Below are 26,193 nucleotides of genomic sequence, written 5' to 3'. Positions count from 1 at the left end.
CAGCTTGTCAACCTAGAGCCGGCGGAAGGCGCCGAGCATCCAGTCGACGAATGCGGCGACTTCCGGACGGCGCCGCACCGCCTGCTCGTACACCACGTAGTAGGCGTGCGGCGGCGTTTTCAGCTGCACTTCCGGGAACAGGTGGACGATCTCGCCGCGCGCGATCAGGTCCTGCACGAAATGCTTGCGGCTGAGTCCGACGCCCAGCCCGTTGCGCACCGCCTCCAGCAGCAGGCCGAGGTCGTCCAGGCGCAGGCTGGCGGAAGGCTCGGGCCAGTCCAGTCCTGCCACTTCGAACCAGGGCTGCCATGGCTCCAGGGCCGAGCGCAGCAGCGTCGCGCGCGACAGGTCACGCGGCGCCTGCATGCCCCCGATGCGCTCCAGGTAGGTGGGACTGGCGACGGCGAAGGTCGGCTCCTCGAACAGCTTTTCGGTGACGATGTCCGGGTAGCGGCCGGCACCGAAGCGAACCTCGACGTCGCTCTCGCCGAGGCCGAGGTCGTACAGCGGCACCGACAGGAAGAGCTCGACCACGATGTCCGGATGCAGCGCGGCGAACTCGGCCAGGCGCGGCACCAGCAGGCAGCGGGCAAAGGTGGGCGGCACCGTCACCTTGATGCGCGGCTGCGCCGGCGCGCTTCGGTGCGGCAACGGGAAGTCCGACAGCGTGCGCAGCGCGTTGCGCACCACGTCCAGGTAGCGGCGGCCGAATTCCGACAAAGTCACGCTGCGGCCGTCGCGCACGAACAGGCGTTCGCCGAGGAAATCCTCGAGCAGCCGGATCCGGTGCGACAGCGCGGACGGCGTGATGCACAGCTCTTCCGCGGCGAGCGCGAACGAGCCATGGCGGGCCGCCGCTTCGAAAGCGGACAGTGCGTGTACCGGGGGAAGACGAATTGCCATGGGAACAGGAGAAAGTGAAGACGCCGGGCTACGGTAAGCCGCAGCCCACATCCTACCAGCGGACGATCTTGCCCGGGTTCATGATATTGGCGGGGTCGAATGCCCGCTTGAGCAGGCGCATCATGTCGATCGCCGGCGCGCCATGCTCCTGAAGCAGGAAGTCCATCTTGTGCATGCCCACCCCATGCTCGCCGGTGCAGGTGCCGTCCATGCTCAGCGCCCGCGCCACCATGCGCGCATTGACGCCCTCGGCCTTCGCGACGTCCACCGGGTCATGCGGGTCGATCATCATCAGCACGTGGAAATTGCCGTCGCCGACGTGACCGATGATCGCGTACACCATCTGCTGCTTCTCGCAGTCCGCCTGGGTGTCGAGGATGCATTCCGCCAGGCGCGAGATCGGCACGCAACAATCGGTCGAGATGGCCCGGGCGCCCGGACGCATCTGCAGCATCGCGAAATACGCATTGTGGCGCGCCGTCCAGAGGCGCGTCCTGTCCTCTGGGCGGGTCGCCCATTCGAAGCCGTCGGCGCCGTGTTCCGCGGCGATGTCCTGGACCAGTTGCGCCTGCTCGCGGACGCCGTGCTCGCTGCCGTGGAATTCGAACAGCAGCAGCGGCTTTTCCGGCAGCGCCAGACTGTCGTGCGCATTGATGGAGCGCACGCTGTTCTCGTCGAGGAATTCCACCCTGGCCACCGGGATACCCATCTGTATGGTGCGGATCACGCAGTTCACCGCTGCCGCGGTGGACGGAAAGGAACAGACTGCCGCCGACACCGCCTCCGGCTGCGGATACAGCCGCACGGTGACCTCGGTGATGATGCCCAGCGTGCCTTCGCTGCCGACGAAGACGCGGGTCAGGTCGTAGCCCGCGGAGGACTTCCGGGCGCGGGTGCCGGTCTTGATGACATTGCCGTCGGCCGTGACCACCGTCAGCGCCAGGGTGTTCTCGCGCATCGTGCCATAACGGACGGCATTGGTGCCGGACGCCCGGGTAGCCGCCATGCCGCCGAGCGAGGCGTCGGCGCCGGGATCGATCGGGAAGAACAGCCCGGTGTCCCGTATTTCCTGGTTCAGCTGCTTGCGGGTGACGCCGGCCTGGACGGTGGCGGTCAGGTCATCGGCATGGACGGCCAGCACCCGGTTCATCTGGGACAGGTCGATGGTGACGCCGCCTCGCAGCGCAAGCACATGGCCTTCGAGCGAGGTACCGGTGCCATATGGAATGACGGGAACGCCATGGGCGGCGCACAGGCTCACCGCCTGCGCGACTTCCTCGGTGTCCTGGGCGAACACGACGGCGTCCGGCGGCATCGGGTCATAGGAGGACTCGTCGCGGCCGTGATGCTCGCGGATCGCGGCGGCAGTGGAGAAGCGGTCCTCGAACAGCGCCGCAAGCGCCAGCCGGAGTTCTTCGGGAAGCGGCTTGCGCAATGCGCCGATGCTGGTCACCTGGTCCATGCTCGTCTCCGTTGGTTCATGCCAATCCCGCCGTGGGTACGGCACCTGCTGCCGCTTCTTGTGACGCTTCCTGTGCCGCCTTTTCCGCAGCATCTTCCAGCGATTCTACTCCGGCCTTGCATTGGCATCCCGGCGACAGCCCGCCCCGGTCTTTTGCCGTATGCTTGGCGCTTTTACGACTCTTTCGCGACCATGGGAAACCGACTTTCGAAGATCGCCACCCGCACCGGCGACAACGGCAGCACCGGACTGGGCGACGGCAGCCGCGTGCCGAAGGACAGCCTGCGGGTGCATGCAATGGGCGACGTGGACGAACTCAATTCCCACATCGGCCTGCTCCTGTGCGAGACGCTGCCACCCGACCTGCGCGAGGAACTGGTCTCCATCCAGCACGATCTGTTCGACCTGGGCGGCGAACTCTGCATTCCCGGCTATCAGCTGATCACCGACGCCCACGTGGCCCGCCTCGACGGCCTCCTCGAGAAATACAATGCCGACCTGCCGCCGCTGAAGGACTTCATCCTGCCGGCCGGCGCGCGTTCCGCGGCGCTGGCCCATGTCTGCCGCACCATCTGCCGCCGCGCGGAACGCGCGATCGTCAGCCTCGGCAACAGCGAGGCGATACATGACAACCCGCGCCGCTATACCAACCGGCTGTCCGACCTGATGTTCGTGCTGTCACGCGTGCTGAACCGCTACGCAGGGGGCGGCGACGTGCTGTGGGAGAAAGACAGGAAGCGCGACGCCTGAAGCACCCTGCGGCGCGCTGCGGGAAGAAGGGACGCCCGCCCGCGCCAGCGGGCGACGGCGTCCGCTTCAGTTGTTGACGACCAGCCGCGGCTCGTCCTTGCCGAAACGCTTGCGGATCGAGGCGGCGATGCCGCCCGCGTCCAGCCCGCACATCGACAGCAGCAGGGCCGGGTCGCCGTGGTCGATGAACTTGTCGGGCAGGCCGAGCTGCAGCAGCGGCCTGGTGATGCCGGCCTCGGCCAGCGCTTCGGCCACCGCGGAGCCCGCGCCGCCCATCAGGGCGCCCTCCTCCACCGTGACGATGGCATCGTGGCTCTGCGCCAGTTGCCTGACCAGCGCCGCGTCGAGCGGCTTCACGAAACGCATGTTGGCGACGGTTGCATCAAGCTCCTCCGCCGCAGCGAGGCTGGGCGCGAGCATCGTGCCGAAGGCCAGGATCGCAATGCCCTTGCCTTCACGCCGCACCTCGCCCTTGCCGAGCGGCAGCGCCGTCAGCTCCTTCGCCACCGCGGCCCCAACGCCCGCCCCGCGCGGATACCGCACCGCCGCCGGTCCCGGGTACTGGTAGGCGGTGGTCAGCATCTGGCGGCATTCGTTTTCGTCGGACGCCGCCATCAGCACCATGTTGGGGATGCAGCGCAGGTAGGGTATGTCGTAGTTGCCGGCATGTGTCGCACCGTCCGCGCCGACCAGGCCGGAGCGGTCGAGCGCAAACGTGACGTCGAGGTTCTGCAGTGCGACGTCGTGGATCAGCTGGTCGTAACCGCGCTGCAGGAAGGTCGAGTAGATCGCGACCACCGGCTTCAGCCCTTCGCAGGCCAGGCCGGCGGCGAAGGTGACCGCGTGCTGCTCGGCGATGCCGACATCGAAGTAGCGGTCCGGGAAGCGCTGTTCGAACTGCACCATGCCGGAACCCTCGCGCATCGCGGGCGTGATCGCGAACAGGCGCTTGTCGTGTGCCGCCATATCGCACAGCCAGTCGCCGAACACCTGGGTGTAGGTCAGCTTGCCCGCCGTGGCCGGCTTGATGCCTTCGGCCGGGTTGAACTTGCCCGGGCCGTGATAAAGCACCGGGTCGGCCTCCGCCAGCTTGTAGCCCTGTCCCTTCCTGGTGACCACGTGCAGGAACTGCGGCCCCTTCAGGTTCTTCAGGTTCTGCAGGGTCGGCACCAGCGCATCGAGGTCATGACCGTCGATCGGGCCGATGTAGTTGAAACCGAACTCCTCGAACATGGTGGCGGGCATGACCATGCCCTTCGCATGCTCCTCCAGGCGCTTGGCCAGCTCCAGCATCGGGCCGGGCAGCACCTGCTTGCCGACGTTCTTGGCGGCGGCGTAGAACTTGCCCGACAACAGGCGCGCCAGGTAGCGGTTGAGCGCGCCGACCGGCGGCGAGATCGACATGTCGTTGTCGTTGAGGATCACGAGCAGGTTGACGTCGTTGCAGACGCCGGCGTTGTTGAGCGCCTCGAAGGCCATTCCCGCCGTCATCGCGCCGTCGCCGATCACCGCGATCGCATGCCGGTTCTCGCCCTTGGCGCGGGCGGCCAGCGCCATGCCGAGCGCCGCGGAGATCGAGGTCGAGGAATGCGCGGTGCCGAAAGTGTCGTATTCGCTCTCGTCCCGGCGCGGGAACCCGGAAATGCCGTGCAGCTGCCGCAGCGTATGCATGCGGTCGCGTCGTCCGGTCAGGATCTTGTGGGGATAGGTCTGGTGGCCGACATCCCAGACAATGCGGTCTTCCGGGGTGTTGAACACATAGTGCAGCGCGATGGTCAGCTCCACCGTGCCGAGATTCGATGACAGGTGGCCGCCGGTCTTCGACACCGAATCGAGCACGAAGGCGCGCAGTTCGTCGGCCAGCGGCCTGAGTTGCGCGCGGCTCAGTGCTCGCAGATCGGCGGGCGCATCGATATTTTTCAGCAGGTCCATGTCAGGCTTTCCGTTGCACGACCAGGTCCGCGATCTCGCGCAACCGGCGTGCCTTCTCTCCGAACGGCACGACCGCGCGATGCGCATCGTCCCGCAGTTTCTCCGCCAGCGCCTTCGACTCGGCCAGGCCGAGTATCGAGACATAGGTCGGCTTGTTGTCCGCCGCGTCCTTGCCGGCGGTCTTGCCCAGCGTGGCCGAGTCGGCGGTCGCATCGAGCACGTCGTCGACCACCTGGAAGGCCAGGCCCACTGCTTCCGCGTAGGCTTCCAGCGCCGCCACCTCGGCTGCTTCGAGCCGCTTGCCGGCCAGTGCGCCGAGCAGCACCGAGGCGCGCAGCAGCGCGCCGGTCTTCAGCTGGTGCATGCGTTCCAGTTCGCCAAGCGCCAGCGTCAAGCCGACGCTGGCGAGGTCGATCGCCTGGCCGCCGCACATGCCGCCGGCGCCGGCCGCCCGTGCCAGCAGGCGCAGCATCGCCAGCTGGCGTTCCGGATCGGCCAGGGTTTCCCCTTCCGACAGCACCTGGAACGCCTGGGACTGCAGCGCGTCGCCGACCAGCAGCGCGGTCGCCTCGTCGAATTCCACGTGCACCGTGGGCTTGCCGCGGCGCAGTGCGTCGTCATCCATGCACGGCATGTCGTCATGCACCAGCGAGTACGCGTGGATCATCTCGACGGCCGCCGCCGCGCGCGCCAGCACGGCAGAATCGGCGCCGAACAGCTCCCCGGCACCGTAGACCAGCAGCGGACGGACCCGCTTGCCGCCGTCGAGCACCGCATAACGCATCGCCGCGTGCAGGCGCGCAGGCGCCTCGGAAACGGGCGGAAGGAATCCGTCGAGCGCATGCTCGATGCCGGACTGGACTGCCTTCATCCACTCGGCGAATGGCTGCCCCGCCGTCATTCCCCTCCCTCCGCCGGCGGCTCCGCATTGAAAGGCTTCAGCATCTCGCCTTCCAGCACCTTGACCTGGCTTTCTACCTTGTCGAGCTGTGCCGTGCAGAACCTGACCAGTTCCGAGCCGCGCCTGTAGGCCGCGACCGAGGCTTCCAGCGGCAGCTCACCCGCCTCCATCTGGGCGACCAGCTTTTCGAGTTCGGCCATCGCGTCCTCGAAGGAGGCGGGCTGTTCTGCAGCCGTAATTTTCTTTGACATAGTGGGGTGATGAAGTTTAGCGCGCTATTTTAGAGCAATCCGTATCCTCGGTTGAGTGCCAGAAACCAGGGAGGTCGCCGGGGCCCCGCAAAATGACCGCCGATGTGATTCCGGTCAATGCGGCTTGAGAAAGTGACAATTCCCTGTCGCCTCCAGGAGCCGCCCTTTGCCCTTTCCGGTATATTTTCGGAACCGGCATGCCTCGCCGCAGCCGCCCCCCTTCCCGAAAGGTCTGACATGCCTGCCAAGGCTTTTATCCCGCTGCCGCGCGACGGCCCTCCCCACGGACTCTGAAGCAATGCCTGGGTTATAATCCCCGGTTCTGTCCAAAATTTCCGTTTCATTCGTTGAATACTGGTTTTTGCGGATTCTTTCTCTCTTAGGTTGGTGCAAATTAATTTGGGGGTGGGGATGTCCGATCTGGCGCAACTTGCCAAAATGGCGCGTTCCAACGCGCAACTTCCCGTAGGCGTCTACTTCGACGACGCGCTGCTGCAAAAGGAAATCACACAACTGTTCCGCCAGGGCCCGCGCTACGTGGGCCACGAGCTGATGGTGCCCAACGCCGGCGACTATGCGACGCTGCCGTGGGAAAAGGAAGGACGGATGCTGGTGCGCGGGACGCAGGGCATCGAACTGATGTCCAACGTGTGCCGGCACCGCCAGGCCAAGATGCTGGACGGCCGCGGCAACACCCGCAACATCGTCTGTCCGCTGCATCGCTGGACCTACGACCTCAAGGGCGAGCTGATCGGCGCGCCGCATTTCGGCGACACGCCTTGCATGAACCTGGCCAGGACCCCGCTGCAGGGCTGGAACGGTCTGCTGTTCGAGCAGAACGGTGTGGACGTCGCCGGCATGATGGCGAACCTGAGCGTGACGAAGGACCTGGATTTCAGCGGCTACATGCTGGACCACGTCGAGGTGCACGAGTGCGACTACAACTGGAAGACCTTCATCGAGGTCTACCTCGAGGACTACCACGTTGAACCGTTCCATCCGGGACTCGGCAACTTCGTCACCTGCGACGACCTGCGCTGGGAGTTCGGCGACAACTACAGCGTGCAGACGGTGGGCGTCAACAGCGCGCTGTCGAAGTTCGGTTCGCCGAAGTACCGCAAGTGGCAGGAACAGGTCCTCAAGTTCCGCAACGGCGTGCCGCCGCCGTACGGCGCGATCTGGCTGACGCTCTATCCGAACATCATGGTCGAGTGGTACCCGCACGTGCTGGCGGTATCCACGGTGTGGCCGAACGGTACCGGCAAGACCACGAACGTGGTCGAGTTCTACTACCCGGAAGAGATCGTGCTGTTCGAGCGGGAGTTCGTCGAAGCGGAACGCGATGCCTACATGGAGACCTGCGTCGAGGATGACGAGATCGGCGCCCGCATGGACATGGGCCGCCGCATCCTGTTCGAGCGCGGGGTCAGCGAGGCGGGCCCGTACCAATCCCCCATGGAAGACGGGATGCAGCATTTCCACGAGTGGTACCGCAAGCGGATTGCGCTCTGAACGCGGCGGCCGACGCCGGATGCCCGCGGCCGGCGGGCCGGCCTCGGCGACCGCATGCGTAGCGACGCGGACGGGCAGCCAGGCTGCCCGTTTTTTTTGCACCGAAGCGCCCCGCCTGCCGCCTTCCCGCAACCCGGGTATCATCTCCAGCTTCCTGCCCGGTTTCTTCCAATCCCCGTCGTATGCAATCACTCTGGATGCTGTTTGCCGCTTTCCTGTTTTCCATCATGGGGGTCGGCGTCAAGCTTGCCTCCGACAGCTATTCGATCTCGCAGATCGTCATGTACCGCAACCTGGTCGGCGTGCTGTTTCTTGCCGGCCTGATCCTGGTGCGCGGCGGCAGCTTTCGCACCGTGCATGCCAGGGACCACTTGTGGCGCGGCGCGGTCGGCGTCACGGCGCTCTGGATGTGGTTCTACGCGATCGGCCGGCTGCCGATCGCGACCGGCATGACGCTCAACTACATGGCGCCGATCTGGATGGCCGGCATCCTGCTTGCGGCCGGCCTGCGCAAGGGGCGGCGCAGCTTCGAGTGGGGCCTGGCAATCGCCATCCTGTGCAGCTTTGCCGGTGTCACGCTGTTGCTGCGCCCCTCGTTCGATGCCGAACAGTGGTTTGCGGGATTGGTCGGGCTGGGCTCCGGCGTCCTGTCGGCCTTTGCCTACCTGCAGGTGCGCAAGCTGGGGCAGCTTGGCGAACCCGAGTACCGGGTGGTCTTCTATTTCTCACTGATCGGCGTCGTCGCCGGTTTCGCCGGCTCGCTGGTCGACGGCACCGCGGGCGCCGGCGGCTGGTTGCCGCATGACCTGCGCGGCGCGGGCCTGCTGCTGGCGATCGGCCTCACCGCCACCGTCGCGCAGATCGCCATGACGCGGGCGTACCGCCTCGGCAAGACGCTGGTGACCGCCAATCTGCAGTACAGCGGCATCATATTCGCGAGCATGTGGGGCATCCTGCTGTGGGGCGACGTGCTCGGCTGGATGAGCTGGCTGGGCATCGCCATCATCCTCGCCAGCGGCAGCGTCGCCACCTATTACAATACCCGCACGCCCGCCGTGCCGGCCGCCAGGCCGACCGTCGCCAAGGCCAACGACCCGATCGCCACCGAGGTATGAATGCCGTACACCACCCTGATTTCCGCCACTGAGCTCGCCGCCCACCTGGAGGACCCGCACTGGGTCGTGATCGACTGCCGGCATGATCTCGCCGACCCGGATGCCGGATCGCGCGCGTACGCCGCCGGCCATATCGCGGGCGCGCGCTTCGCCCACCTCGACACGGCACTCTCGGACAAGCGCCCTGCCGCCGACGGCAGCTTCCGCGGCCGCCATCCGCTGCCCGGTCGCGAGGATTTCATCGACACGCTGCGCCGCTGGGGCGTGCGGCACGACGCGCAGGTGGTCGCCTATGATGCGCAGGGCGGCATGTTCGCCGCCCGCCTCTGGTGGATGCTGCGGTGGGTCGGGCATGCACAGGCGGCGGTGCTGGACGGGGGACTGCCGGCCTGGCAGGCGCTCGGCCTGCCGCTGTCGCTGGATCCCGTGGCGCCCGCGCCCGGCGACATCGCACTGCAGGCGCCGCTGGTCGCCACCGTGGACGCCGGCCAGGTGCTGGCCAATATCGGACAGCCGTCGCGCGTCGTGCTCGATGCCCGGGCGCCGGACCGCTTCCGCGGCGAGAACGAGACCCTGGACCCGGTTGGCGGCCATATTCCCGGCGCGAAGAACCGGTTCTTCAAGGACAACCTTCAGGCCGACGGCCGCTTCAAGGAAGCCGGCCAGCTGAGGAGGGAATTTTCGGCGCTGGTGGACGACCCGGCAAAGGCGATCGCCCAATGCGGCTCCGGCGTCACGGCCTGCCACAACCTGCTGGCGATGGAGGTCGCCGGCCTGCGCGGCGCGGCGCTGTATCCCGGTTCATGGAGCGAATGGTGCGCCGACAGCCGCCGGCCGGTGGCGCGCGGCGCCTGATCAGTGGCCGTGCGTCATCCCGGTGAGGAACAGCACCAGGCCGACGCCGACGGTAATGAAGATGATCTGCGGGATGGTGTCGCGCAGCGTCGCGCGGCGCTGCATCTGCGGCATCAGGTCGCTGACGGCGATATAGATGAAACCGGATGACGCGAACACCAGCACGTAGGGAATCCACTGCGTCGCCTGGTCCAGCGTGAAGTACCCCACCAGGCCGCCGACCACGCCCATCAGGCTGCAGGCCAGGTTGTACACATAGGCGCGGGCGCGGCTGAATCCGGCATTCAGCAGGATGATGAAGTCGCCGATCTCCTGCGGAATTTCATGCGCGATGATGGCGAGCGCGGTGATCAGTCCGAGATGCGGATCGGCGAGAAAGGCCGCGGCGATGAGGATGCCGTCCGTGAAATTGTGGAGGCCGTCGCCCACCAGAATCATCCATCCCGCCCGCCCGGCCTCGTGCTTGTCATGCCCGTGCTCATGCCCGTGACCGTCGCCTTCATAGTGGTGCGAGTGGCGCAGGATCGCAAACTTCTCGAGCAGGAAAAACCCGAGCAGGCCGGCCAGCAGGACGGCGAACAGCGTATGCGCATCCGCGTCCGACTCGAAGGCTTCCGGCAGCGCGTGCAGCAGCGACGTGGCGAGCAGGATGCCGACCGAAAGGCTGACCATCCGCTCCACCATCCGCGACAGCAGCGAGAACGACAGGATGGCGGCGGCCGAAATGCTCAAGGCGCCGGCGATGGCGGTCGCAAATAGGATGGATAGCAGCGCGGTGTCGATTTTGAACTCCAGACAAATGCAACAAAGTTGCAAATTAAAGCACAGACTCGCGTTTTCAGCAAACCCGTCTGCCATGCGGCCCGTCCCGGGCACAAAAAATCCCGGCGCAGGCCGGGATCGGGACGGGGTCGGTTCACGCAGGATCTGCCGGCGCCTCAGGCCTCCACATGCTGCTTGAACCAGGCGACGCAGCGCTTCCAGCCTTCCTCGGCATCGGCGGCGACATAGCTGGGCCGGTAATCGGCGTGGAACGCATGACCGGAATTCGGGAACACATGGAACGTCGACTTGCTGCTGCCTTTCGCCAGCTCGGCCTTCATCCGCTCCACGGTTTCCAGCGGGATGCCGGCGTCCTTGCCGCCGTACAGGCCGAGTACCGGTGCCTTGAGGCTGGCGGCGATATCGACCGGATGTTTTGGCGTCAGTTCGGTCTTGTCGCCCACCAGGCGGCCGTACCAGGCCACACCCGCCTTGACCTTGGGATTGTGGGCCGCGTACAGCCAGGTGATGCGGCCGCCCCAGCAGAAGCCGGTGATCCCGAGCTTGTCGGTATTGCCGCCGTTGTCCTTTGCCCATGCGACCGCGGCATCGAGGTCGGCCATCACCTGGGCGTCGGGCACCTTGGAGATGATCTCCTTCATCAGGTCGGGGATGCTGGTGTACTTGGTCGCATCGCCCTGGCGCACGAACAGGTCCGGCGCCAGCGCCAGGTAGCCGAGCTTGGCGAAGCGGCGGGCGACATCGGCGATGTGTTCATGGACGCCGAAGATCTCGGAGATGACCAGCACCACCGGCAGGTCCTTCTTGCCTTCCGGCTTGGCGTGGTAGAGCGGGACTTTCTGGCCGTTGACCGTGATCGTGGTCTCGCCGGTGGCGAGGCCACTGGTATCCGTCTTGATCACGTTCTGTGCGGCGACCGGCAGCACGGCGGCGGCAAAGCCGGTGCCGAGGGCGGTCTTGATGAAGCCGCGGCGGTCGGTGTTGCCGCCCAGTGTGGACTGGCCTACCAGGCTGTCGAAATCTTCTTTTACGATCTGCATGCGTTTCTCCGGAAAGTGGCTCAAGGGACCCTCTACAGCAGCGCCATAAAATAGCAGACTTTGCCTACGCGCGATGTCAGTGCGCCTCCTCCCAGTTGCGCCCGACGCCAACCTCGGCGATCAGCGGCACCTTCAGCTGCCCCGCGCTGCGCATGAGCGCCGGCAGCGTTTCGCGCAGGGCCGGCAGTTCCGCCTCGGGCACCTCGAACACCAGTTCATCGTGCACCTGCATCACCATCCGCGTCGCCATCCGCTCCCGCTCCAGCCAATCCTGCACCGCGATCATCGACAGCTTGATCAGGTCGGCTGCGGTGCCCTGCATCGGCGCGTTGATCGCCGCCCGCTCGGCCGCCTGGCGGCGGGGTCCGTTCGGCGAGTTGATCTCGGCGAGCCAGAGCCGGCGACCGAAGACGGTTTCGACGTAGCCGTGCGCCTTGGCCCGGGTGCGGGTGTCGGCCATGTACTGCGCGACCCCCGGGTAGCGCTGGAAGTACTTGTCGATGTACATCTGCGCGGCGGAGCGCTCGATGCCAAGGTTGCTCGCCAGGCCGAACGCGCTCATGCCGTAGATCAGGCCGAAGTTGATCACCTTGGCGTAGCGCCGCTGCTCGCTGCTCACCTCGGCGGGCGCGACACCGAAGATTTCGGCGGCGGTTGCGCGGTGCACGTCCTCGCCCTCGGCGAACGCGCGCAGCAGGTTCTCGTCGCCCGAGATGTGGGCCATGATCCGCAACTCGATCTGCGAATAGTCGGCCGACACGATCACGCTGCCGGGCTGCGCGATGAACGCCTCGCGGATGCGCCGTCCCTCCGCGGTGCGTACCGGGATGTTCTGCAGGTTGGGATCGTTGGAGGCGAGGCGGCCGGTCACTGCCACCGCCTGCGCGTAGTTGGTGTGCACGCGCCCGGTGTTCGGATTGACCATCCTGGGCAGCTTGTCGGTATAGGTCGACTTCAGCTTCGACAGGCTGCGGTAGTCGAGCAGCAGCTTCGGCAGAGGATAGTCCTCCGCCAGCTTCTGCAGCACTTCCTCGTCGGTGGACGGTGTGCCCGACGGCGTCTTCTTCACCACCGGCAGCTGCAGGCGATCGAAGAAGATCTCGCAGATCTGCTTTGGCGAGTTCAGGTTGAACGGCTGGCCGGCCAGCTCGTAGGCCTGCTTCTCGATTTCCAGCATGCGCGTCCCGAGCTCGTGCGATTGCGTCGCCAGCAGCTCGGCATCGACCAGCACGCCGTTGCGTTCGATCTTCTGCAGCACCACCGAGGTCGGCAGCTCGATGTTGGCATACACATGCGTGAGGCCGGGGTTGCCGGCCACCCGCGGCCACATCGCCTGGTGCAGTTGCAGCGTGACGTCGGCATCCTCCGCCGCGTAGGCGGTGGCGCGGTCGATCGCCACCTCGTCGAAGCAGATCTGCGACGCCCCCTTGCCGCACACTTCCTCGTAGGTCACGGTCTTTCGATTCAGGTGGCGCAGCGCCAGGTTGTCCATGTCATGGGGGCGATGCGACTCGAACACGTAGGACTGCAGCAGCGTGTCATGCACGATGCCGCGCAGCTGGATGCCGTGGTTGGCGAATACATGGCTGTCGTACTTCAGGTTCTGGCCGAGCTTGGGCTTGGCCGCATCCTCCAGCCAGGGCCGCAGCCTTTCCAGCACATGGTCGCGCGCGAGCTGCTTCGGCGCGTCCGGGTAGCGATGTGCCACCGGGATGTAGGCGGCGCGACCCGGCGTGCAGCAGAGCGAGATGCCGACCAGCTGCGCGCGCATCGGATCGAGCGAGGTGGTCTCGGTATCGACGGCGGTCAGCTCGGCTTCGCTGATCATGCCGAGCCAGCGGTCCAGCTGCTCGTCGTTGAGCACCGTCTCGTACTCGGTGACCGCCGGTGCGGCCGGCGCCGATGATGCGGCGGCTGCGTCGAACAGGCCGCCCTGCGCCTCGGTGCCGGCCGCCGGTGCCGCGGTCGCGTCGCCCGCCAGCTCCCGCAGCCAGGTCTTGAAACCGTAGCGGCGGAAGAAGTCGACCATGGCGTCCTTGTCCATTGGCCTGGCAACCAGCGACTCGGGAATCGACACCATGTGCTGGACCAGGTCGCAGTCCTGGCGGATGGTGATCAGTCGCCGGCCCATGGGCAGCCAGTCGAGCGCCTTGCGCAGGTTCTCGCCGACGGCGCCGCCGATCTCGCCCGCCTTCTCGATGATGTTGTCGAGGGAGCCGTACTGCGTCAGCCACTTGACCGCGGTCTTCGGACCGACCTTGGCCACACCGGGGACGTTGTCGACCGTATCGCCGATCAGCGTCAGGTAGTCGATGATGCGTTCCGGCGGCACGCCGAACTTCTCGATGACGCCGGCGCGGTCGAGCTTCTCGTTGCTCATCGTGTTGATCAGCATGACGTCGTCGTTGACGAGCTGCGCCATGTCCTTGTCGCCGGTCGACACCACGGCCTGCATGCCGTGCTCGACGGCCTGCCGCGTCAGCGTGCCGATCACGTCGTCGGCCTCGATGCCCTCGACCATCAGGATCGGCCAGCCCATTGCCCGCACCGCCTCGTGGATCGGCTCGACCTGGCGCGCAAGGTCTTCCGGCATGGGAGGCCGGTTCGCCTTGTACTCCGGGTAAAGGTCGTCGCGGAAGGTCTTGCCTTTTGCGTCGAATACGCATGCGAGGTATGCTGCCGGATAGTCATTACGCAGCCTGCGCAGCATGTTGATCATGCCGTAGATCGCCCCGGTCGGCGCCCCTTCCGCGTTCCGCAGGTCCGGCATCGCATGGAATGCCCGGTACAGGTAGCTGGAGCCGTCCACTAACAACAGGGTTCTATTCATATGGTGTCTAAAGGAAAAAACGTGCCGCGCCTGCGGCAGTTGGCTGACCTGGAACGCGCGACCGCGAAGAAGGCGCGCGAGTCATGGCATATGCTCACGATTATGGCAGAGTTTATCGAGTCGACCGAACGCCTGTCGGAGCTGAAGCCGGCGGTATCGATCTTCGGTTCGGCCCGCATCAAGCCGGACAATCCCTACTACCAGACCTGCCTCGATATTGCGCGCCGCCTGTCCGACGAAGGGCTCGCCGTCGTCTCCGGCGGCGGACCCGGGATCATGGAAGCCGCCAACAAGGGTGCGTTCGAAGGCCGGTCGGCGTCGGTCGGCCTCAACATCGAACTGCCCCACGAACAGGCCAGCAATACGTGGCAGAACATCTCCGTCAGCTTTCGCCACTTCTTCGCCCGCAAGGTTGCCTTCGTCAAATACGCGGACGCGTACGTGGTGATGCCGGGCGGCTTCGGCACGCTGGATGAGTTCTTCGAGGCCCTGACGCTGATCCATACACGCAAGACCCGACGCATTCCGATCATCCTGGTCGGCACCGCGTTCTGGCGCGGCCTGCTGGGCTGGATGCGGGAACGCCTGGTCGGCGACGGGATGATCGCGCCGGAGGACATGGACCTGGTGCAGCTGATCGACGAACCGGCCAACGTCGTCGACGCGATTTTCGCTTTCTACGAGGCCAACAGCGAGTTGCTCGGTTCCGACACCGGCAGACAAAGCGGCGCGTATTTGTAGCGGCGCAGCTTGCGCGAGGTGCGGTTTGCTAAAATGCGCGTGATGGTGCGGCCGACCCGCGCCCTGCAGATGCCTGCGGGGCCTGCGACAGCCTGCGCACCCCGGCCGCCTTCCTACACACAAGAAAAGAACATGAACATGCGCTCCCTATCGCTTCCGGCACTGGCTGCGGCCTGCATTGCCGCTTATGCAATTTCCACTCCGGCGCTGGCGCAGAAGCAGCCCGGCGCCGACGCCCCGCCGCCGCCCCAGATGGAAAAGCTCGAAGAGGGCGAAGAGCCGGCGGTGACCATCCGCCAGCCGGAGCAGCAGAAGCGCATCGAGGAAAAACGCGGACCGGGCGGCAAGGTCACCGAAGTCAAGGTGACGACCGGCGGCAGCACCTACTACCTCAAGCCGAACGACCAGGCCGGCAGCGCGCTGCCGGGCGAGGCGCAAAGCAATACGGCGCGCGCCGCGCAGTGGGAGGTCAAGACCTTCGACCTGATCCCGCACCGCGATCCGCAGGAAGCCCAGGCGGAACGGGCGGCGCAGGAGGCGACGCCCGCCCCGCCGGCAGCGCAGGAAGCGAAGTAAGCCCAGAACCAAGCCCCACTCAAATCACCCGGATTTCCGCACATGGCAGTATTCACTCCGGTCAGCCTGGACGACCTGACAGACTGGATCGCACAGTTCGACCTCGGCGAGGCGCTCGCCGTGAAGGGCATCTCGTCCGGCATCGAGAACAGCAACTTCTTCCTGACGACCGGGACCGGCGAGTATGTCCTGACGATCTTCGAACAGCTCGGCTTCGAACAGCTGCCGTTCTACCTGCACCTGATGCGCCATCTGGCCGACCGCGATGTGCTGGTGCCGGCGCCGGTCCCCAACCGCGACGGCGAAATCCTGCACGCGCTGCATGGCAAGCCGGCCGCCATCGTCACCAAGCTCGAGGGAATTTCGCAGCTTGCGCCGCGCCCGGTCCACTGCGCGGCGGTCGGCGCCATGCTGGCCCGCATGCACCTGGCAGGACAGGATTTCGGCATCCGGCAACCCAACCTGCGCGGTCTCGACTGGTGGCGGGCGACCACGCCGGCGGTGCTGCCCTTCCTGCAGGAAGACAACCGGCACCTGCTGCGTGCAGAGATCCACAACCAGGAAGCATTCGCCGGCAGCGCCGCCTACCGTGAACTGCCGCGCGGACCGATCCACGCCGATCTGTTCCGCAACAACGTCATGTTCGACGGCGAACGCCTGACGGGATTCTTCGATTTCTATTTTGCCGGTTGCGATACCTGGATCTTCGACGTTGCGGTGACGGTCAACGACTGGTGCATCGACCTTGCCACCGGCGCCATCGACCAGCCGCGGGCACGCGCGCTGCTCGACGCCTATCACGCGGTGCGGCCGTTCACGGCGGCGGAAGCCGATGCCTGGCGCCCGATGCTGCAGGCAGGCGCGCTGCGCTTCTGGCTGTCGCGGTTGTACGACCTCCACCTGCCGCGCGAAGCCGAGATGCTGACGCCGCACGATCCGACGCACTTCGAGCGTATCCTGCGCCAGCGTATCGACAACCCGGTGCCGGACCTGTTCTGACAATGGAAAAAACCGCCGCACGCTCCGGCTGGCTCTGGGTAAAGCAGGGCTTTGCGCTATTCCGCAAGCAGCCGGCAGAAATGTCCACGCTGTTCCTGGCCTACATGTTCCTGATGCTGGCGCTCGGCATCCTGCCGCTGCTCGGCCAGGTCCTGCCGATCCTGCTGGTGCCGGTATTCTCGATGGCCTTCATGCAGGCCTGCGCCAACATCGAACAAGGCAGGAAAGTCTATCCAACGCTGCTGCTCACGGGTTTTCGCACGCCGGCCTTCCGCAGGCTGCTGCTGCTCGGCACCCTCTACATCCTGGCCGCGGTACTGGCCGTGGCCGCTTCTTCCCTGGTCGACGGCGGCGAATTCTGGCAGGTAATGAGCGGCGGCCGCGGCGTGGACGAGGAGACCGTCCGCAACTCCAACATGTCGACCGCGATGATGTTTGCCGCGCTCGCCTACGCGCCCGCGGCGATGGCCTTCTGGCACGCGGCGCCGCTGATCGTCTGGCACAAGATGGGGGTCGGCAAGGCCGTGTTCTACAGCTTCTTCGCGGTGAAGCGCGCCGGCGGCGCCTTCATCGTCTACGGCCTGGCCTGGATCCTGATCGGCGTCATCCTTCCCGCCATCGTCACCAGTCTTGTCGCCATGCTGTTCTCGCGCTCGCTGGTGGTCATGGTGGTGCTGCTGCCCTTGTCACTGGTGCTGACGGTCGTGATGTACTGCTCGTTCTACCCGACCTATACCCACGTCTTCGGCAAGCCCTATGCCGACGGTACGCCGGAGCCCGGCGGTTTTGATGCTTTTGGGCAATGATCGCTTATACTAGCCCCCATTCCTTCCGACCTCGATAGCCGCGGCCGCGGCATGGGCGGATGGCGGGGGTGCGATGATCAAGAAAATCGGCGTGCGGCAGCTTAAGGTCGGCATGTATGTGCACGACTTCAACTGCGACTGGATGGAGCATCCATTCATGCGCAACCAGCTCGCGATCACCTCCGAGGAGCAGCTCCGCAAGGTGCATGAGTCCGGCATCCACGAACTCTACATCGATACCGGGAAGGGCCTGGACGTGGCCGATGCGCCGAGCGCGGAGCAGGTACGCTCGACTCTGGAACGCGAGCTGCACGACATGGCCGCCCGCCAGCCCGCCGCGACGATCCGGGTCTCGCTCGCCGAAGAGCTCGCCCGCGCCGCCCAGGTAAAGCACCAGGCGCACCAGCTGGTGCGCAACGTCATGGCGGATGCCCGCCTCGGCAAGGCGGTCGAGCTCGACGAAGTCGAGCCGGTCGTCGAGTCCATCACCGAGTCCATCCTGCGCAATCCCGGCGCGCTGACCGGCCTCCTGCGCATCAAGAACAAGGACGACTACACCTTCCTGCATTCCGTCAGCGTCTGCACGCTGCTGGTCGCCTTCTGCCGTTCGGCCGGCCTCGGTGCCGAGGAGACGCGGCAGGCAGGCCTCGGCGGCCTGCTGCACGACACGGGCAAGGCGCTGGTTCCCGACGCGATACTGAACAAGCCGGGCCGCCTTACCGACGCCGAGTTCGACATCATCCGCAAGCACCCGCGCGATGGCTACGAGATCCTGCTACGCACGCCGGGTGTCGGCGACATCCCGCTGGACATCGCGCTGCATCATCACGAGCGGATGGACGGCAGCGGCTACCCCGACAAGCTGCCTGGCCAGCGCATCACCGCCTTTGCGCAGATGGCCGCCATCGTCGACGTCTACGACGCCATCACCGCCGACCGCTGCTATCACAAGGGCATGCCCGCCGCCGAAGCGCTGCGCAAGATCTACGAATGGAGCAAGTTCCATTTCGATCCGGCGCAGGTGCAGGCTTTCATGCGCTGCGTCGGCATCTACCCGGTGGGTACGCTGGTGCTGCTGGAGTCCGGGCGGCTCGGCGTCGTGATCGAACCGCACGAGACCAATTTGCTCGCACCGAAGGTCCGGGTGTTCTTCAGCACCAAGTCGAATACGTATATCAAGCCGCTCGATCTTGATCTGTCCAAGCCGCTGGGCATGGGCGGCGGGGACCGTATTCTCAGCCATGAGTCGGCCGAGAAGTGGCGGGTTGAGCCGATGCGTTTTTTTGGGATTGGGGCATAGGAGCGTTGCTGGCTGGACCGGCGGGGCGGGGCGGGGCGTCGCAACAAACTCGCCTGCAGCTCGGCCATGATTCGCTTCCTCATCCACTGCGCACCCTCCAACATCCTTGGCTTGCCCTTCCCTTGACGGAAAGGGGACGAAGCGTGGCTTGGCTAAGGTCCGCTGTCGTCCCGAGCATGCTATTGCCACTGCGCGAGACCAGGCATTTGGGGAGGCTGGCGCGTTCTCTTCGATGCCCCTGCGCGGCTGTCACGCCGTGGGACTGGCCGGGACTGGCCCCCGCTACGAATCGCAGAGCGCCTGCGGCACAGCACCACCAAAGAAAAGTACGGCAACTGAACAACCGGTCCGCGCCACTTGTTCAGTCATGCGCGGTCGCCGGCGAATCTATTGCAGTTGAAGTTAGCGTTGAAGTCTTGGCGGACGCGGCCAGAAATGTGAGGTCTGGCAGCTCAAGCAGGGAGGGTGACTCCTGACCGCCGAGGCAGTTGGAGCAGCGAAACAGCGCGCCTCACCCCACCCTCTCCAACTTCGCAATATTCAAATCCAGCAGCTTCATCCCATGCCTGCCGAAATTGATATGCGCCCGCGAATTCGTCCCGCTTCCCTCGATATTCACGATCACCCCCTCGCCGAACTTCTGGTGCGAGACCGTCTCCCCGATCCGCCAGCCCACGTCCTTGCGGACAAAGCCTTGCGCGATCGTGTTCACGCCGCTTTCCGGCGCATCGTCCCACGCCGACTTGCGCTGGCCGAACCAGTGTTGCTGCACCTTCGGCGACAGCCACTTGAGCGCGGCGTCGGGCAATTCATCGAAGAAGCGCGACTTCAGGTTGTAGCGGGTCTGGCCGTGCAGCATCCGGGTCTGCGAGAAACTCAGGTAGAGGCGCTTGCGGGCGCGCGTGATGGCGACATACATCAGGCGTCGCTCCTCCTCGATGCCGCCCTCCTCCTGCGCGCTGTTCTCATGCGGGAACAGGCCTTCCTCGAGACCGGTGATGAATACCGCGTCGAACTCGAGTCCCTTGGCCGAATGCACGGTCATCAGTTGCATCGCGTCCTGGCCTGCCTGCGCCTGGTTGTCGCCGGCTTCCAGAGACGCATGCGACAGGAAGGCGGACAGGGGCGACATTACCGCCGGCAGCGGTGCGTCGGCGTCCAGCACCTCGTCGCCGTTGGGCAGGGGCACGCCCGCCGACGCCTGCGTCTTCGGCCCGAGGAAGGCGGGCGCGTCGATGCCGTAGCCCTCTTCGGACACGAACAGCATCGCCGCGCTGACCAGCTGCTCCAGGTTCTCGATGCGGTCGGCGCCTTCCTTCTCGGTCTGGTAGTGCGTGAGCAGGCCGCTCATGTCGAGCATCACCTTCACCATCTCCTGCAGGGGCAGGTTCTGCGACTCGAAGCGCATGCCCTCGACCAGCTTCACGAAGCCGCCCAGCGAGGTGCCTGCCTTGCCGGCGACGTAGGGCACCGCGGCATAGAGCGAAACGCCCTGCTGGCGTGCGGCGTCCTGCAGCTGCTCGAGCGAGCGTGCGCCGATGCCGCGCGCCGGAAAGTTCACTACGCGCAGGAAGGCGGAATCGTTGTGCGGATTGTCCATCAGCTGCAGGTAGGCGATCGCATGCTTGATCTCGGCGCGCTCGAAGAACCGCTGCCCGCCGTAGACCCGGTAGGGGATGCCGGCTGTGAACAACGCGTGTTCGATCACCCGCGACTGGGCATTCGACCGATAGAGGATGGCGATTTCGCTGCGCGAGGCGCCTTCATTGATCAGGCTCTTTGCCTCCTCGATGATCCACTGTGCTTCCTGGATGTCGGAGCTCGCTTCGTAGATGCGCACCGGTTCGCCATGACCGGCATCGGTGCGCAGGTTCTTGCCGAGGCGCTTGCTGTTGTTGGCGATCAGCGTGTTCGCGGTATCGAGAATGTGGCCATGCGAACGGTAGTTCTGCTCCAGCTTGATCAGGTTCTGCACCCGGAATTCATGCTCGAACGCGCTCATGTTGCCGACATTGGCGCCGCGAAACGCATAAATGCTCTGGTCGTCGTCGCCCACCGCGAACACCGCGTTGTGCTCGCCGGCCAGCAGCTTGAGCCAGTTGTACTGCAGGTTGTTGGTGTCCTGGAACTCGTCGACCAGGATGTGGCGGAAGCGCCGCTGGTAGTGCTCGCGCAGCGGCTGGTTGCGCATCAACAGCTCATAGCAGCGCAGCAGCAGTTCCGCGAAATCCACCACCCCCTCGCGCTGGCACTGGTCGTCATACGCCTGGTACAGCTCGACGAAGCGACGATTGAAATCGTCGTAGGCCTCCACCTCGTGCGCGCGCAACCCCTGGTCCTTGGCGTTGTTGATGAAGTACATCAGGTTGCGCGGCGGGTATTTCTCGTCGTCGACGTTCAGGGTCTTCAACAGGCGCTTGATCGCCGACAGCTGGTCGGCGCTGTCGAGGATCTGGAAGGTCTGCGGCAGGCCGGCGTCGCGGTGGTGCGCGCGCAGCAGCCGGTTGCACAGTCCGTGGAAAGTGCCGATCCACATGCCGCGCGTATTGATCGGCAACATCGCCGACAGCCGCGACAGCATTTCCTTGGCGGCCTTGTTGGTAAACGTGACCGCGAGTATGCCGGCCGGCGATACCTGCTGCGACTGGATCAGCCACGCAATCCGGGTGGTCAGGACGCGGGTCTTGCCGGAGCCCGCCCCCGCAAGGATAAGCGCATTCTGTGCGGGAAGCGTGACGGCGGCGAGCTGCTCGGGATTGAGGTTGAGAAGAAGGTTCTGCATCGCCAGATTATAGCCGCGAGGGCATGTCCGCACCGCCATCATCGGCGCTTGCGGTATTGCAACGCGACCGCCCGGCCGCCGTGCGCGCGCAGTCCTTCCGCAGCGACTAGGCGAACAGCATCGCAAACTCCCGCGCGGCCGCCTCGGGGTCGACCGCGAAGTACACGCTGCTGATCGCCGCCACCATGTCGGCGCCCTGGGCCACCAGCGGCTGCGCGTTCTCCCGCGTCATGCCGCCGATCACCACCGCCGGTAGTGGAATCTCGCGCTTCGCTTCGGCCACGATCGCCGGCGGCGTCGACACCTCGTACTTCTTCACCCGCGACGGATAGAAGCCGCCGAAGGCGACGTAACTCGCGCCCGCCGCGTGCGCCTCGCGCGCCAGCTGCAGGCTGCCGTAGCAGGACGCCCCGACGATCTTGTCCGGCCCGAGCACCCGACGCACCTCGGTGACCGCGAGGTCGGTGCCGCCCACGTGGATGCCGTCCGCATCCACGTCCCGGCACAGTTCGACGAAGTCGTTGATGATGAACGGGCAGCCATGGCGCCGGCACAGCGCCTGGAGACGCTCCGCCTGCGTCCTGCGCAGTGACGGCGCCGCAGTCTTGTGCCGGTACTGCAGGAGCGTGGCGCCGCCGCGCAGTGCCGCGTCCGTGACGTCCAGCAGCCGTTCGGTGTCGTCCCAGTCGGGCGTGACGAGATAAAGGCCTTTCATGCGGAATCTCCCAGAGTGATGTTGCGATGGGGCATGCGTTGTCCGTCGGCGACCGCATAAGCCGACGCCAGGGCCCGGTGGCAATAGGCTTGGGCCTGGTCCAGTGCGGCTTCCATCGGTGCTCCTGCCGCCAGCCGTGCTGCCAGCGCCGATGCCAGGGTGCAGCCGCTGCCATGGAAGCTGCCGGGCAGGCGCGGCCAACGCCAAGTCCGGCCGGCGTGCGCGCTGAACCAGCGGTTGACGACGTCGTCGCCGTCCGCGTGGCCGCCCTTGATCAGCACATGCGCGCATTGTCCGAGCAGGGCGGCCGCCTGGCGTTCAGGCGCGAGCTCGCCGCACAGTGCCGCGGCCTCCGGCAGGTTGGGCGTCACGATCGTGGCAAACGGCAGCAGCGTCGACACCAGCTGCGCAGGGCTGTCGGCCGCCAGCGCGTCGCCATGGCCGCTGGCCAGCACCGGGTCGAGCACCACCGGCAGCGCCGGCCGGCGCTGCCGCAGCACCTGCAGCAGGTCCGCAATCGCCTCCGCGTTGGGACGGGTGCCGACGATGCCGATCTTGACGGCGGCAATGTCGATCTTGTCGATCAGGGCCTGCGCCTGCCGGCGCACCAGGTCGGCGTCCACCGGATGGATGCCATATACCCGGTCATTGTCCTGCACCGTCAGCACGGTGATGACCGACAACGGATGCGCGCCGAGCGCGGCGATCGCCTGCACGTCGGCCTGGATGCCCGCGCCGCCGCTCGGGTCGGCGCCGGCAAAAACCAGTACCGCGGGACGACCTGCGTTCACACCGGCCGCCCTTCCATCGGCGACGAGGGCGAGGCCGCAAACTTCTTCGCGATGCGCCCGGCGAGGTAGGCCTCACGACCGGCCTCCACCGCCAGTTTCATTGCCCGCGCCATGCGCGCCGGCTCGCGCGCGCCGGCGATGGCGGTGTTCATCAGCACGCCGTCGCAGCCGAGCTCCATGGCGATCGCCGCGTCCGACGCGGTGCCCACGCCGGCGTCGACCAGCACCGGCACCCTGGCCTGCGCAATGATCAGCGACAGGTTCCAGGGATTGAGGATGCCCATGCCGGAACCGATCAGCGACGCCAGCGGCATCACCGCGACACAGCCGATGTCCTCCAGCATGCGCGCCTGGATCGGGTCGTCGCTGCAATAGACCAGCACGTCGAATCCATCCTTGACCAGGGTCTCGGCCGCCTTCAGCGTCTCCGGCATGTTGGGGAACAGGGTCTTCTCGTCGCCCAGCACTTCGAGCTTGACCAGCTTGTGCCCGTCCAGCAGTTCTCGCGCCAGCTGCAGGGTGTAGACCGCGTCCTTCGCGTTGTAGCAGCCTGCCGTATTCGGCAGGATCGTGTATTTCGACGGTGGCACCACGTCCAGCAGGCTGGGCGCATTCGGGTCCTGGCCGATGTTCACGCGCCGGATGGCCACCGTGATGATCTCGGCGCCGCTGGCCTCGGTCGCGGCGCGGGTTTCCTCCAGGTCGCGGTACTTCCCGCTGCCCACCAGCAGGCGCGAGCGGTAGGTCCGTCCGGCGATGGTCAGGCCTTCATCGTGGTTCTGCGGATTCTGCATCTCGTTCATCCTCCAAAAATGTGGTCAGCCGCCGCCGATGGCGCGCACGATGTCGACCCGGTCGCCGGGCTGCAGCAGCCGCTCCTGCCATGCGCTGCGCGGCACGATTTCGCGGTTGATGGCGACTGCCAGCGACTTGTCGACCAGGTCGAGCGAGGCCAGCAGTCCTTGCACGTCGAGGCGGTCGGCAACCCGGTGCGGGGCGCCGTTGAGTTCGATGTCCATGGCCTTTACTGCTTGCGATAGAGCTCGGCGCCGCCCTTGACGAATTCGACCGCCTTCACTTCCATCCCTTTTTTCAGCGCCTGCTCGTCGGAGATGCCCTGGCTGGCCGCATAGTCGCGCACGTCCTGGGTGATCTTCATGGAGCAGAAATGCGGACCGCACATCGAGCAGAAATGCGCGACCTTGGCCGAATCCTTGGGCAGGGTCTCGTCGTGGAATTCGCGCGCCTTGTCCGGGTCGAGCCCGAGGTTGAACTGGTCCTCCCAGCGAAACTCGAAGCGCGCCTTGGACAGCGCGTTGTCGCGGATTTGCGCGCCGGGGTGGCCCTTGGCCAGGTCGGCGGCATGGGCCGCCAGCTTGTAGGTGATGATGCCTTCCTTCACATCGTCCTTGTTCGGCAGGCCAAGGTGCTCCTTCGGCGTCACATAGCAGAGCATCGCGGTGCCATACCAGCCGATGGTTGCGGCGCCGATGCCGGAGGTGATGTGATCGTAGCCCGGGGCGATGTCGGTGGTCAGCGGCCCCAGCGTGTAGAACGGCGCTTCGTGGCACTGCTCCAGCTGCAGGTCCATGTTCTCCTTGATCAGGTGCATCGGCACATGGCCGGGGCCTTCGATCATCACCTGCACGTCATGCTTCCACGCGATCTGGGTCAGCTCGCCCAGCGTCTTCAGCTCGCCGAGCTGCGCCTCGTCGTTGGCGTCGTAGATCGAGCCCGGACGCAGGCCGTCGCCGAGGCTGAACGATACGTCGTAGGCCTTCATGATCTCGCAGATGTCCTCGAAATGCTCGTAGAGGAAGGACTCGCGGTGATGCGCGAGGCACCACTTCGCCATGATGGAGCCGCCGCGCGAGACGATGCCCGTCATCCGCTTCGCCGTCAGCGGCACGTATTGCAGCCGCACGCCGGCGTGGATGGTGAAGTAGTCGACCCCCTGCTCCGCCTGCTCGATCAGCGTGTCGCGGAAAATCTCCCAGGTCAGTTCCTCGGCCTTGCCGTTCACCTTCTCCAGCGCCTGGTAGATCGGCACCGTTCCGATCGGCACCGGGGAATTGCGGATGATCCATTCCCGGGTCTCGTGGATATGCTTGCCGGTCGACAGGTCCATCACGGTATCGCCGCCCCAGCGGATCGCCCAGGTCATCTTCTCGACTTCCTCGCCGATCGAGGAGGTCACCGCCGAGTTGCCGATGTTGGCATTGATCTTCACGAGGAAGTTGCGGCCGATGATCATCGGCTCGCTCTCCGGATGGTTGATGTTGGCCGGGATGATCGCCCTGCCACGCGCCACTTCCGAACGGACGAATTCGGGCGTGATCTCGGCGGGAATCGCCGCGCCGAACGACTGGCCGGGGTGCTGGCGGCCCATCAGTTCGGCCAGGCGCTGGCCATTCGGGCCGGACGCCTTCAGGCTCTCGATGTATTCCTTGCGGCGCAGGTTCTCGCGGATGGCGACGTACTCCATCTCCGGCGTCACGATGCCGCTGCGGGCATAGTGCATCTGCGTCACGTTGCGGCCGGGTATCGCACAGCGCGGCTTGCGGTGCAGGTTGAAGCGCAGTTCGGCCAGCTTCGGATCGTTCAGGCGCTCGATCCCGTACTGCGAACTCGGCCCGGCCAGCTCGCGCGTGTCGTTGCGTTCGGCGATCCAGCCTGCGCGCAGGGCCGGCAAGCCGGAGCGGATATCGATGCGGGCGGCGGGGTCGGTATAAGGACCGGAAGTGTCGTAGACGGTGACCGGGGGATTTTTCTCGGCGCCGAAGGATGCCGGCGTGTCGGCCTGGCTGATTTCGCGCATCGGCACGCGGATGTCCGGGCGCGAGCCTCCGACGTAGATCTTGCGGGAATTCGGCAGCGGCTGGATCGCCGCTTCATCGACCGTCGCCGTCGCGGCGAGGAATTGGGGGTTCGCGTTCATGTTGCTCCTTTGCTAAAACAGGAAAGCGAAGGAGCGACGGAACGGTGATGCGCATACTTCCGGTTGCTTCCCTTCGCTGGCATTACCCAGATCAGGTTCCGAGGGTATTTCTCACCCGCCGCGCGCGTATTGGACGCGCCGCAGGACCCCTAGCATTTCGTCATCTGCATGACTGCGCGAATTATACGCGCCTGGAGGCCGTTGTCATCCT

The 26,193-nt window shown here is 65.8% G+C and carries 23 protein-coding genes and 1 riboswitch; of the genes, 9 read left to right on the top strand and 14 right to left on the bottom strand.

Translation table 11 applies throughout. The features are described 5' to 3' along the window. Positions 1-12: 12 nt before the first annotated feature. Positions 13-903 (bottom strand): LysR substrate-binding domain-containing protein, encoded by an 891-nt coding sequence (locus VIM12_RS16735; protein ID WP_331942807.1) that lies wholly within the window; start codon positions 901-903, stop codon positions 13-15. Positions 904-955: 52 nt separating this feature from the next. Next, positions 956-2,365 carry an FAD-binding oxidoreductase gene (locus VIM12_RS16730; protein ID WP_331942806.1) on the bottom strand — a complete coding sequence of 470 codons (1,410 nt, stop codon included), beginning with the start codon at positions 2,363-2,365 and terminating at the stop codon, positions 956-958. A gap of 192 nt (positions 2,366-2,557) precedes the next feature. Here VIM12_RS16730 and VIM12_RS16725 point away from each other — a divergent pair, with 192 nt between their 5' ends. Next, the gene (locus VIM12_RS16725; protein WP_331942805.1) at positions 2,558-3,115 is read left to right on the top strand and encodes a cob(I)yrinic acid a,c-diamide adenosyltransferase; all 558 of its coding nucleotides are present in this window, start codon (positions 2,558-2,560) and stop codon (positions 3,113-3,115) included. 66 nt (positions 3,116-3,181) lie between these two features. Here the strand turns inward: VIM12_RS16725 and dxs are convergent, their stop codons facing one another. The 3 genes from dxs to VIM12_RS16710 are packed head-to-tail and all read right to left on the bottom strand — an operon-like array spanning position 3,182 to position 6,199. After that, on the bottom strand, positions 3,182-5,047 hold the full coding sequence (gene dxs, locus VIM12_RS16720) for a 1-deoxy-D-xylulose-5-phosphate synthase (protein ID WP_331942804.1): 1,866 nt from the start codon (positions 5,045-5,047) through the stop codon (positions 3,182-3,184). Position 5,048: 1 nt separating this feature from the next. Then, the gene (locus tag VIM12_RS16715; RefSeq protein ID WP_331942803.1) at positions 5,049-5,948 is read right to left on the bottom strand and encodes a farnesyl diphosphate synthase; all 900 of its coding nucleotides are present in this window, start codon (positions 5,946-5,948) and stop codon (positions 5,049-5,051) included. After that, a complete protein-coding gene (locus VIM12_RS16710) occupies positions 5,945-6,199 on the bottom strand; it encodes an exodeoxyribonuclease VII small subunit (RefSeq protein WP_331942802.1) in 255 nt (84 codons plus the stop codon). The genes VIM12_RS16715 and VIM12_RS16710 overlap by 4 nt, the downstream gene beginning before the upstream one ends. A 411-nt stretch (positions 6,200-6,610) precedes the next feature. Here VIM12_RS16710 and VIM12_RS16705 point away from each other — a divergent pair, with 411 nt between their 5' ends. From VIM12_RS16705 to VIM12_RS16695, 3 genes are all read left to right on the top strand, one after another. Then, positions 6,611-7,711: an aromatic ring-hydroxylating dioxygenase subunit alpha gene (locus tag VIM12_RS16705; RefSeq protein ID WP_331942801.1), complete on the top strand. Its 1,101-nt coding sequence runs from the start codon at positions 6,611-6,613 to the stop codon at positions 7,709-7,711. Positions 7,712-7,893: 182 nt separating this feature from the next. Then, a complete protein-coding gene (locus VIM12_RS16700; RefSeq protein ID WP_331942800.1) occupies positions 7,894-8,826 on the top strand; it encodes a DMT family transporter in 933 nt (310 codons plus the stop codon). Continuing rightward, entirely contained in the window at positions 8,827-9,681 is an 855-nt protein-coding gene (locus tag VIM12_RS16695; protein WP_331942799.1) for a sulfurtransferase, read from the top strand. On the opposite strand, the gene VIM12_RS16690 is transcribed toward VIM12_RS16695, so the two are convergent. The 3 genes from VIM12_RS16690 to polA all read right to left on the bottom strand — a co-directional run bounded on the left by VIM12_RS16690 (position 9,682) and on the right by polA (position 14,334). After that, entirely contained in the window at positions 9,682-10,365 is a 684-nt protein-coding gene (locus VIM12_RS16690; RefSeq protein ID WP_331943854.1) for a ZIP family metal transporter, read from the bottom strand. Positions 10,366-10,619: 254 nt separating this feature from the next. Continuing rightward, positions 10,620-11,504 carry a dienelactone hydrolase family protein gene (locus tag VIM12_RS16685; RefSeq protein ID WP_331942798.1) on the bottom strand — a complete coding sequence of 295 codons (885 nt, stop codon included), beginning with the start codon at positions 11,502-11,504 and terminating at the stop codon, positions 10,620-10,622. 76 nt (positions 11,505-11,580) lie between these two features. Then, positions 11,581-14,334, bottom strand: coding sequence for a DNA polymerase I (gene polA, locus VIM12_RS16680; RefSeq protein ID WP_331942797.1), 2,754 nt, complete (start codon positions 14,332-14,334; stop codon positions 11,581-11,583). Here polA and VIM12_RS16675 point away from each other — a divergent pair, their 5' ends adjacent. The 5 genes from VIM12_RS16675 to VIM12_RS16655 all read left to right on the top strand — a co-directional run bounded on the left by VIM12_RS16675 (position 14,335) and on the right by VIM12_RS16655 (position 18,756). After that, positions 14,335-15,075, top strand: coding sequence for a TIGR00730 family Rossman fold protein (locus tag VIM12_RS16675; RefSeq protein ID WP_331942796.1), 741 nt, complete (start codon positions 14,335-14,337; stop codon positions 15,073-15,075). A 132-nt stretch (positions 15,076-15,207) separates the two neighbouring features. Further along, a complete protein-coding gene (locus VIM12_RS16670) occupies positions 15,208-15,651 on the top strand; it encodes a DUF2782 domain-containing protein (protein ID WP_331942795.1) in 444 nt (147 codons plus the stop codon). A gap of 42 nt (positions 15,652-15,693) precedes the next feature. Next, a complete protein-coding gene (locus VIM12_RS16665; protein WP_331942794.1) occupies positions 15,694-16,650 on the top strand; it encodes a homoserine kinase in 957 nt (318 codons plus the stop codon). Between the two features lie 2 nt (positions 16,651-16,652). Beyond that, positions 16,653-17,456 (top strand): BPSS1780 family membrane protein, encoded by an 804-nt coding sequence (locus VIM12_RS16660; RefSeq protein WP_331942793.1) that lies wholly within the window; start codon positions 16,653-16,655, stop codon positions 17,454-17,456. A 73-nt stretch (positions 17,457-17,529) separates the two neighbouring features. Next, positions 17,530-18,756, top strand: a complete 1,227-nt coding sequence (locus VIM12_RS16655) for an HD-GYP domain-containing protein (RefSeq protein ID WP_331942792.1) — start codon at positions 17,530-17,532, stop codon at positions 18,754-18,756. A gap of 511 nt (positions 18,757-19,267) precedes the next feature. Here VIM12_RS16655 and VIM12_RS16650 read toward each other — a convergent pair. The 6 genes from VIM12_RS16650 to thiC all read right to left on the bottom strand — a co-directional run bounded on the left by VIM12_RS16650 (position 19,268) and on the right by thiC (position 25,982). Then, positions 19,268-21,538, bottom strand: coding sequence for a UvrD-helicase domain-containing protein (locus VIM12_RS16650; protein ID WP_331942791.1), 2,271 nt, complete (start codon positions 21,536-21,538; stop codon positions 19,268-19,270). A 106-nt stretch (positions 21,539-21,644) separates the two neighbouring features. Continuing rightward, positions 21,645-22,253, bottom strand: coding sequence for a thiamine phosphate synthase (gene thiE, locus VIM12_RS16645; protein WP_331942790.1), 609 nt, complete (start codon positions 22,251-22,253; stop codon positions 21,645-21,647). Then, positions 22,250-23,044: a hydroxymethylpyrimidine/phosphomethylpyrimidine kinase gene (locus VIM12_RS16640; RefSeq protein ID WP_331942789.1), complete on the bottom strand. Its 795-nt coding sequence runs from the start codon at positions 23,042-23,044 to the stop codon at positions 22,250-22,252. Before VIM12_RS16640 ends, thiE begins: the two co-directional genes overlap by 4 nt. Then, complete coding sequence (locus tag VIM12_RS16635) at positions 23,041-23,838, bottom strand: thiazole synthase (protein ID WP_331942788.1); 798 nt, start codon at positions 23,836-23,838, stop codon at positions 23,041-23,043. The genes VIM12_RS16640 and VIM12_RS16635 overlap by 4 nt, the downstream gene beginning before the upstream one ends. 24 nt (positions 23,839-23,862) lie before the next feature. Next, positions 23,863-24,063: a sulfur carrier protein ThiS gene (thiS, locus tag VIM12_RS16630; RefSeq protein ID WP_331942787.1), complete on the bottom strand. Its 201-nt coding sequence runs from the start codon at positions 24,061-24,063 to the stop codon at positions 23,863-23,865. Between the two features lie 5 nt (positions 24,064-24,068). After that, positions 24,069-25,982 (bottom strand): phosphomethylpyrimidine synthase ThiC, encoded by a 1,914-nt coding sequence (gene thiC, locus VIM12_RS16625; protein ID WP_331942786.1) that lies wholly within the window; start codon positions 25,980-25,982, stop codon positions 24,069-24,071. A gap of 51 nt (positions 25,983-26,033) precedes the next feature. Next, a riboswitch (TPP riboswitch) is annotated at positions 26,034-26,143 on the bottom strand. Positions 26,144-26,193 lie beyond the last annotated feature (50 nt).

The sequence above is a fragment of the Noviherbaspirillum sp. genome (assembly GCF_036563305.1).
Taxonomy (GTDB): domain Bacteria; phylum Pseudomonadota; class Gammaproteobacteria; order Burkholderiales; family Burkholderiaceae_D; genus Noviherbaspirillum.
Note: the sequence above shows the minus strand (reverse complement) of the source record. Positions and strands in the feature narration are given on the sequence as shown.

Bases quoted from the DNA above. Each gene is read 5' to 3' on its own strand.
- VIM12_RS16690 (WP_331943854.1), bottom strand. From the start codon at position 10,365: ATGGTGGAGCGGATGGTCAGCCTTTCGGTCGGCATCCTGCTCGCCACG.
- VIM12_RS16725 (WP_331942805.1), top strand. From the start codon at position 2,558: ATGGGAAACCGACTTTCGAAGATCGCCACCCGCACCGGCGACAACGGC.
- VIM12_RS16675 (WP_331942796.1), top strand. From the start codon at position 14,335: ATGGTGTCTAAAGGAAAAAACGTGCCGCGCCTGCGGCAGTTGGCTGAC.
- thiS (WP_331942787.1), bottom strand. From the start codon at position 24,063: ATGGACATCGAACTCAACGGCGCCCCGCACCGGGTTGCCGACCGCCTC.
- VIM12_RS16685 (WP_331942798.1), bottom strand. From the start codon at position 11,504: ATGCAGATCGTAAAAGAAGATTTCGACAGCCTGGTAGGCCAGTCCACA.
- VIM12_RS16655 (WP_331942792.1), top strand. From the start codon at position 17,530: ATGATCAAGAAAATCGGCGTGCGGCAGCTTAAGGTCGGCATGTATGTG.
- VIM12_RS16700 (WP_331942800.1), top strand. From the start codon at position 7,894: ATGCAATCACTCTGGATGCTGTTTGCCGCTTTCCTGTTTTCCATCATG.
- VIM12_RS16735 (WP_331942807.1), bottom strand. From the start codon at position 903: ATGGCAATTCGTCTTCCCCCGGTACACGCACTGTCCGCTTTCGAAGCG.
- VIM12_RS16705 (WP_331942801.1), top strand. From the start codon at position 6,611: ATGTCCGATCTGGCGCAACTTGCCAAAATGGCGCGTTCCAACGCGCAA.
- VIM12_RS16670 (WP_331942795.1), top strand. From the start codon at position 15,208: ATGAACATGCGCTCCCTATCGCTTCCGGCACTGGCTGCGGCCTGCATT.
- polA (WP_331942797.1), bottom strand. From the start codon at position 14,334: ATGAATAGAACCCTGTTGTTAGTGGACGGCTCCAGCTACCTGTACCGG.
- VIM12_RS16650 (WP_331942791.1), bottom strand. From the start codon at position 21,538: ATGCAGAACCTTCTTCTCAACCTCAATCCCGAGCAGCTCGCCGCCGTC.
- VIM12_RS16710 (WP_331942802.1), bottom strand. From the start codon at position 6,199: ATGTCAAAGAAAATTACGGCTGCAGAACAGCCCGCCTCCTTCGAGGAC.
- thiC (WP_331942786.1), bottom strand. From the start codon at position 25,982: ATGAACGCGAACCCCCAATTCCTCGCCGCGACGGCGACGGTCGATGAA.
- thiE (WP_331942790.1), bottom strand. From the start codon at position 22,253: ATGAAAGGCCTTTATCTCGTCACGCCCGACTGGGACGACACCGAACGG.
- VIM12_RS16635 (WP_331942788.1), bottom strand. From the start codon at position 23,838: ATGCAGAATCCGCAGAACCACGATGAAGGCCTGACCATCGCCGGACGG.
- VIM12_RS16665 (WP_331942794.1), top strand. From the start codon at position 15,694: ATGGCAGTATTCACTCCGGTCAGCCTGGACGACCTGACAGACTGGATC.
- VIM12_RS16660 (WP_331942793.1), top strand. From the start codon at position 16,653: ATGGAAAAAACCGCCGCACGCTCCGGCTGGCTCTGGGTAAAGCAGGGC.
- dxs (WP_331942804.1), bottom strand. From the start codon at position 5,047: ATGGACCTGCTGAAAAATATCGATGCGCCCGCCGATCTGCGAGCACTG.
- VIM12_RS16695 (WP_331942799.1), top strand. From the start codon at position 8,827: ATGCCGTACACCACCCTGATTTCCGCCACTGAGCTCGCCGCCCACCTG.
- VIM12_RS16715 (WP_331942803.1), bottom strand. From the start codon at position 5,948: ATGACGGCGGGGCAGCCATTCGCCGAGTGGATGAAGGCAGTCCAGTCC.
- VIM12_RS16730 (WP_331942806.1), bottom strand. From the start codon at position 2,365: ATGGACCAGGTGACCAGCATCGGCGCATTGCGCAAGCCGCTTCCCGAA.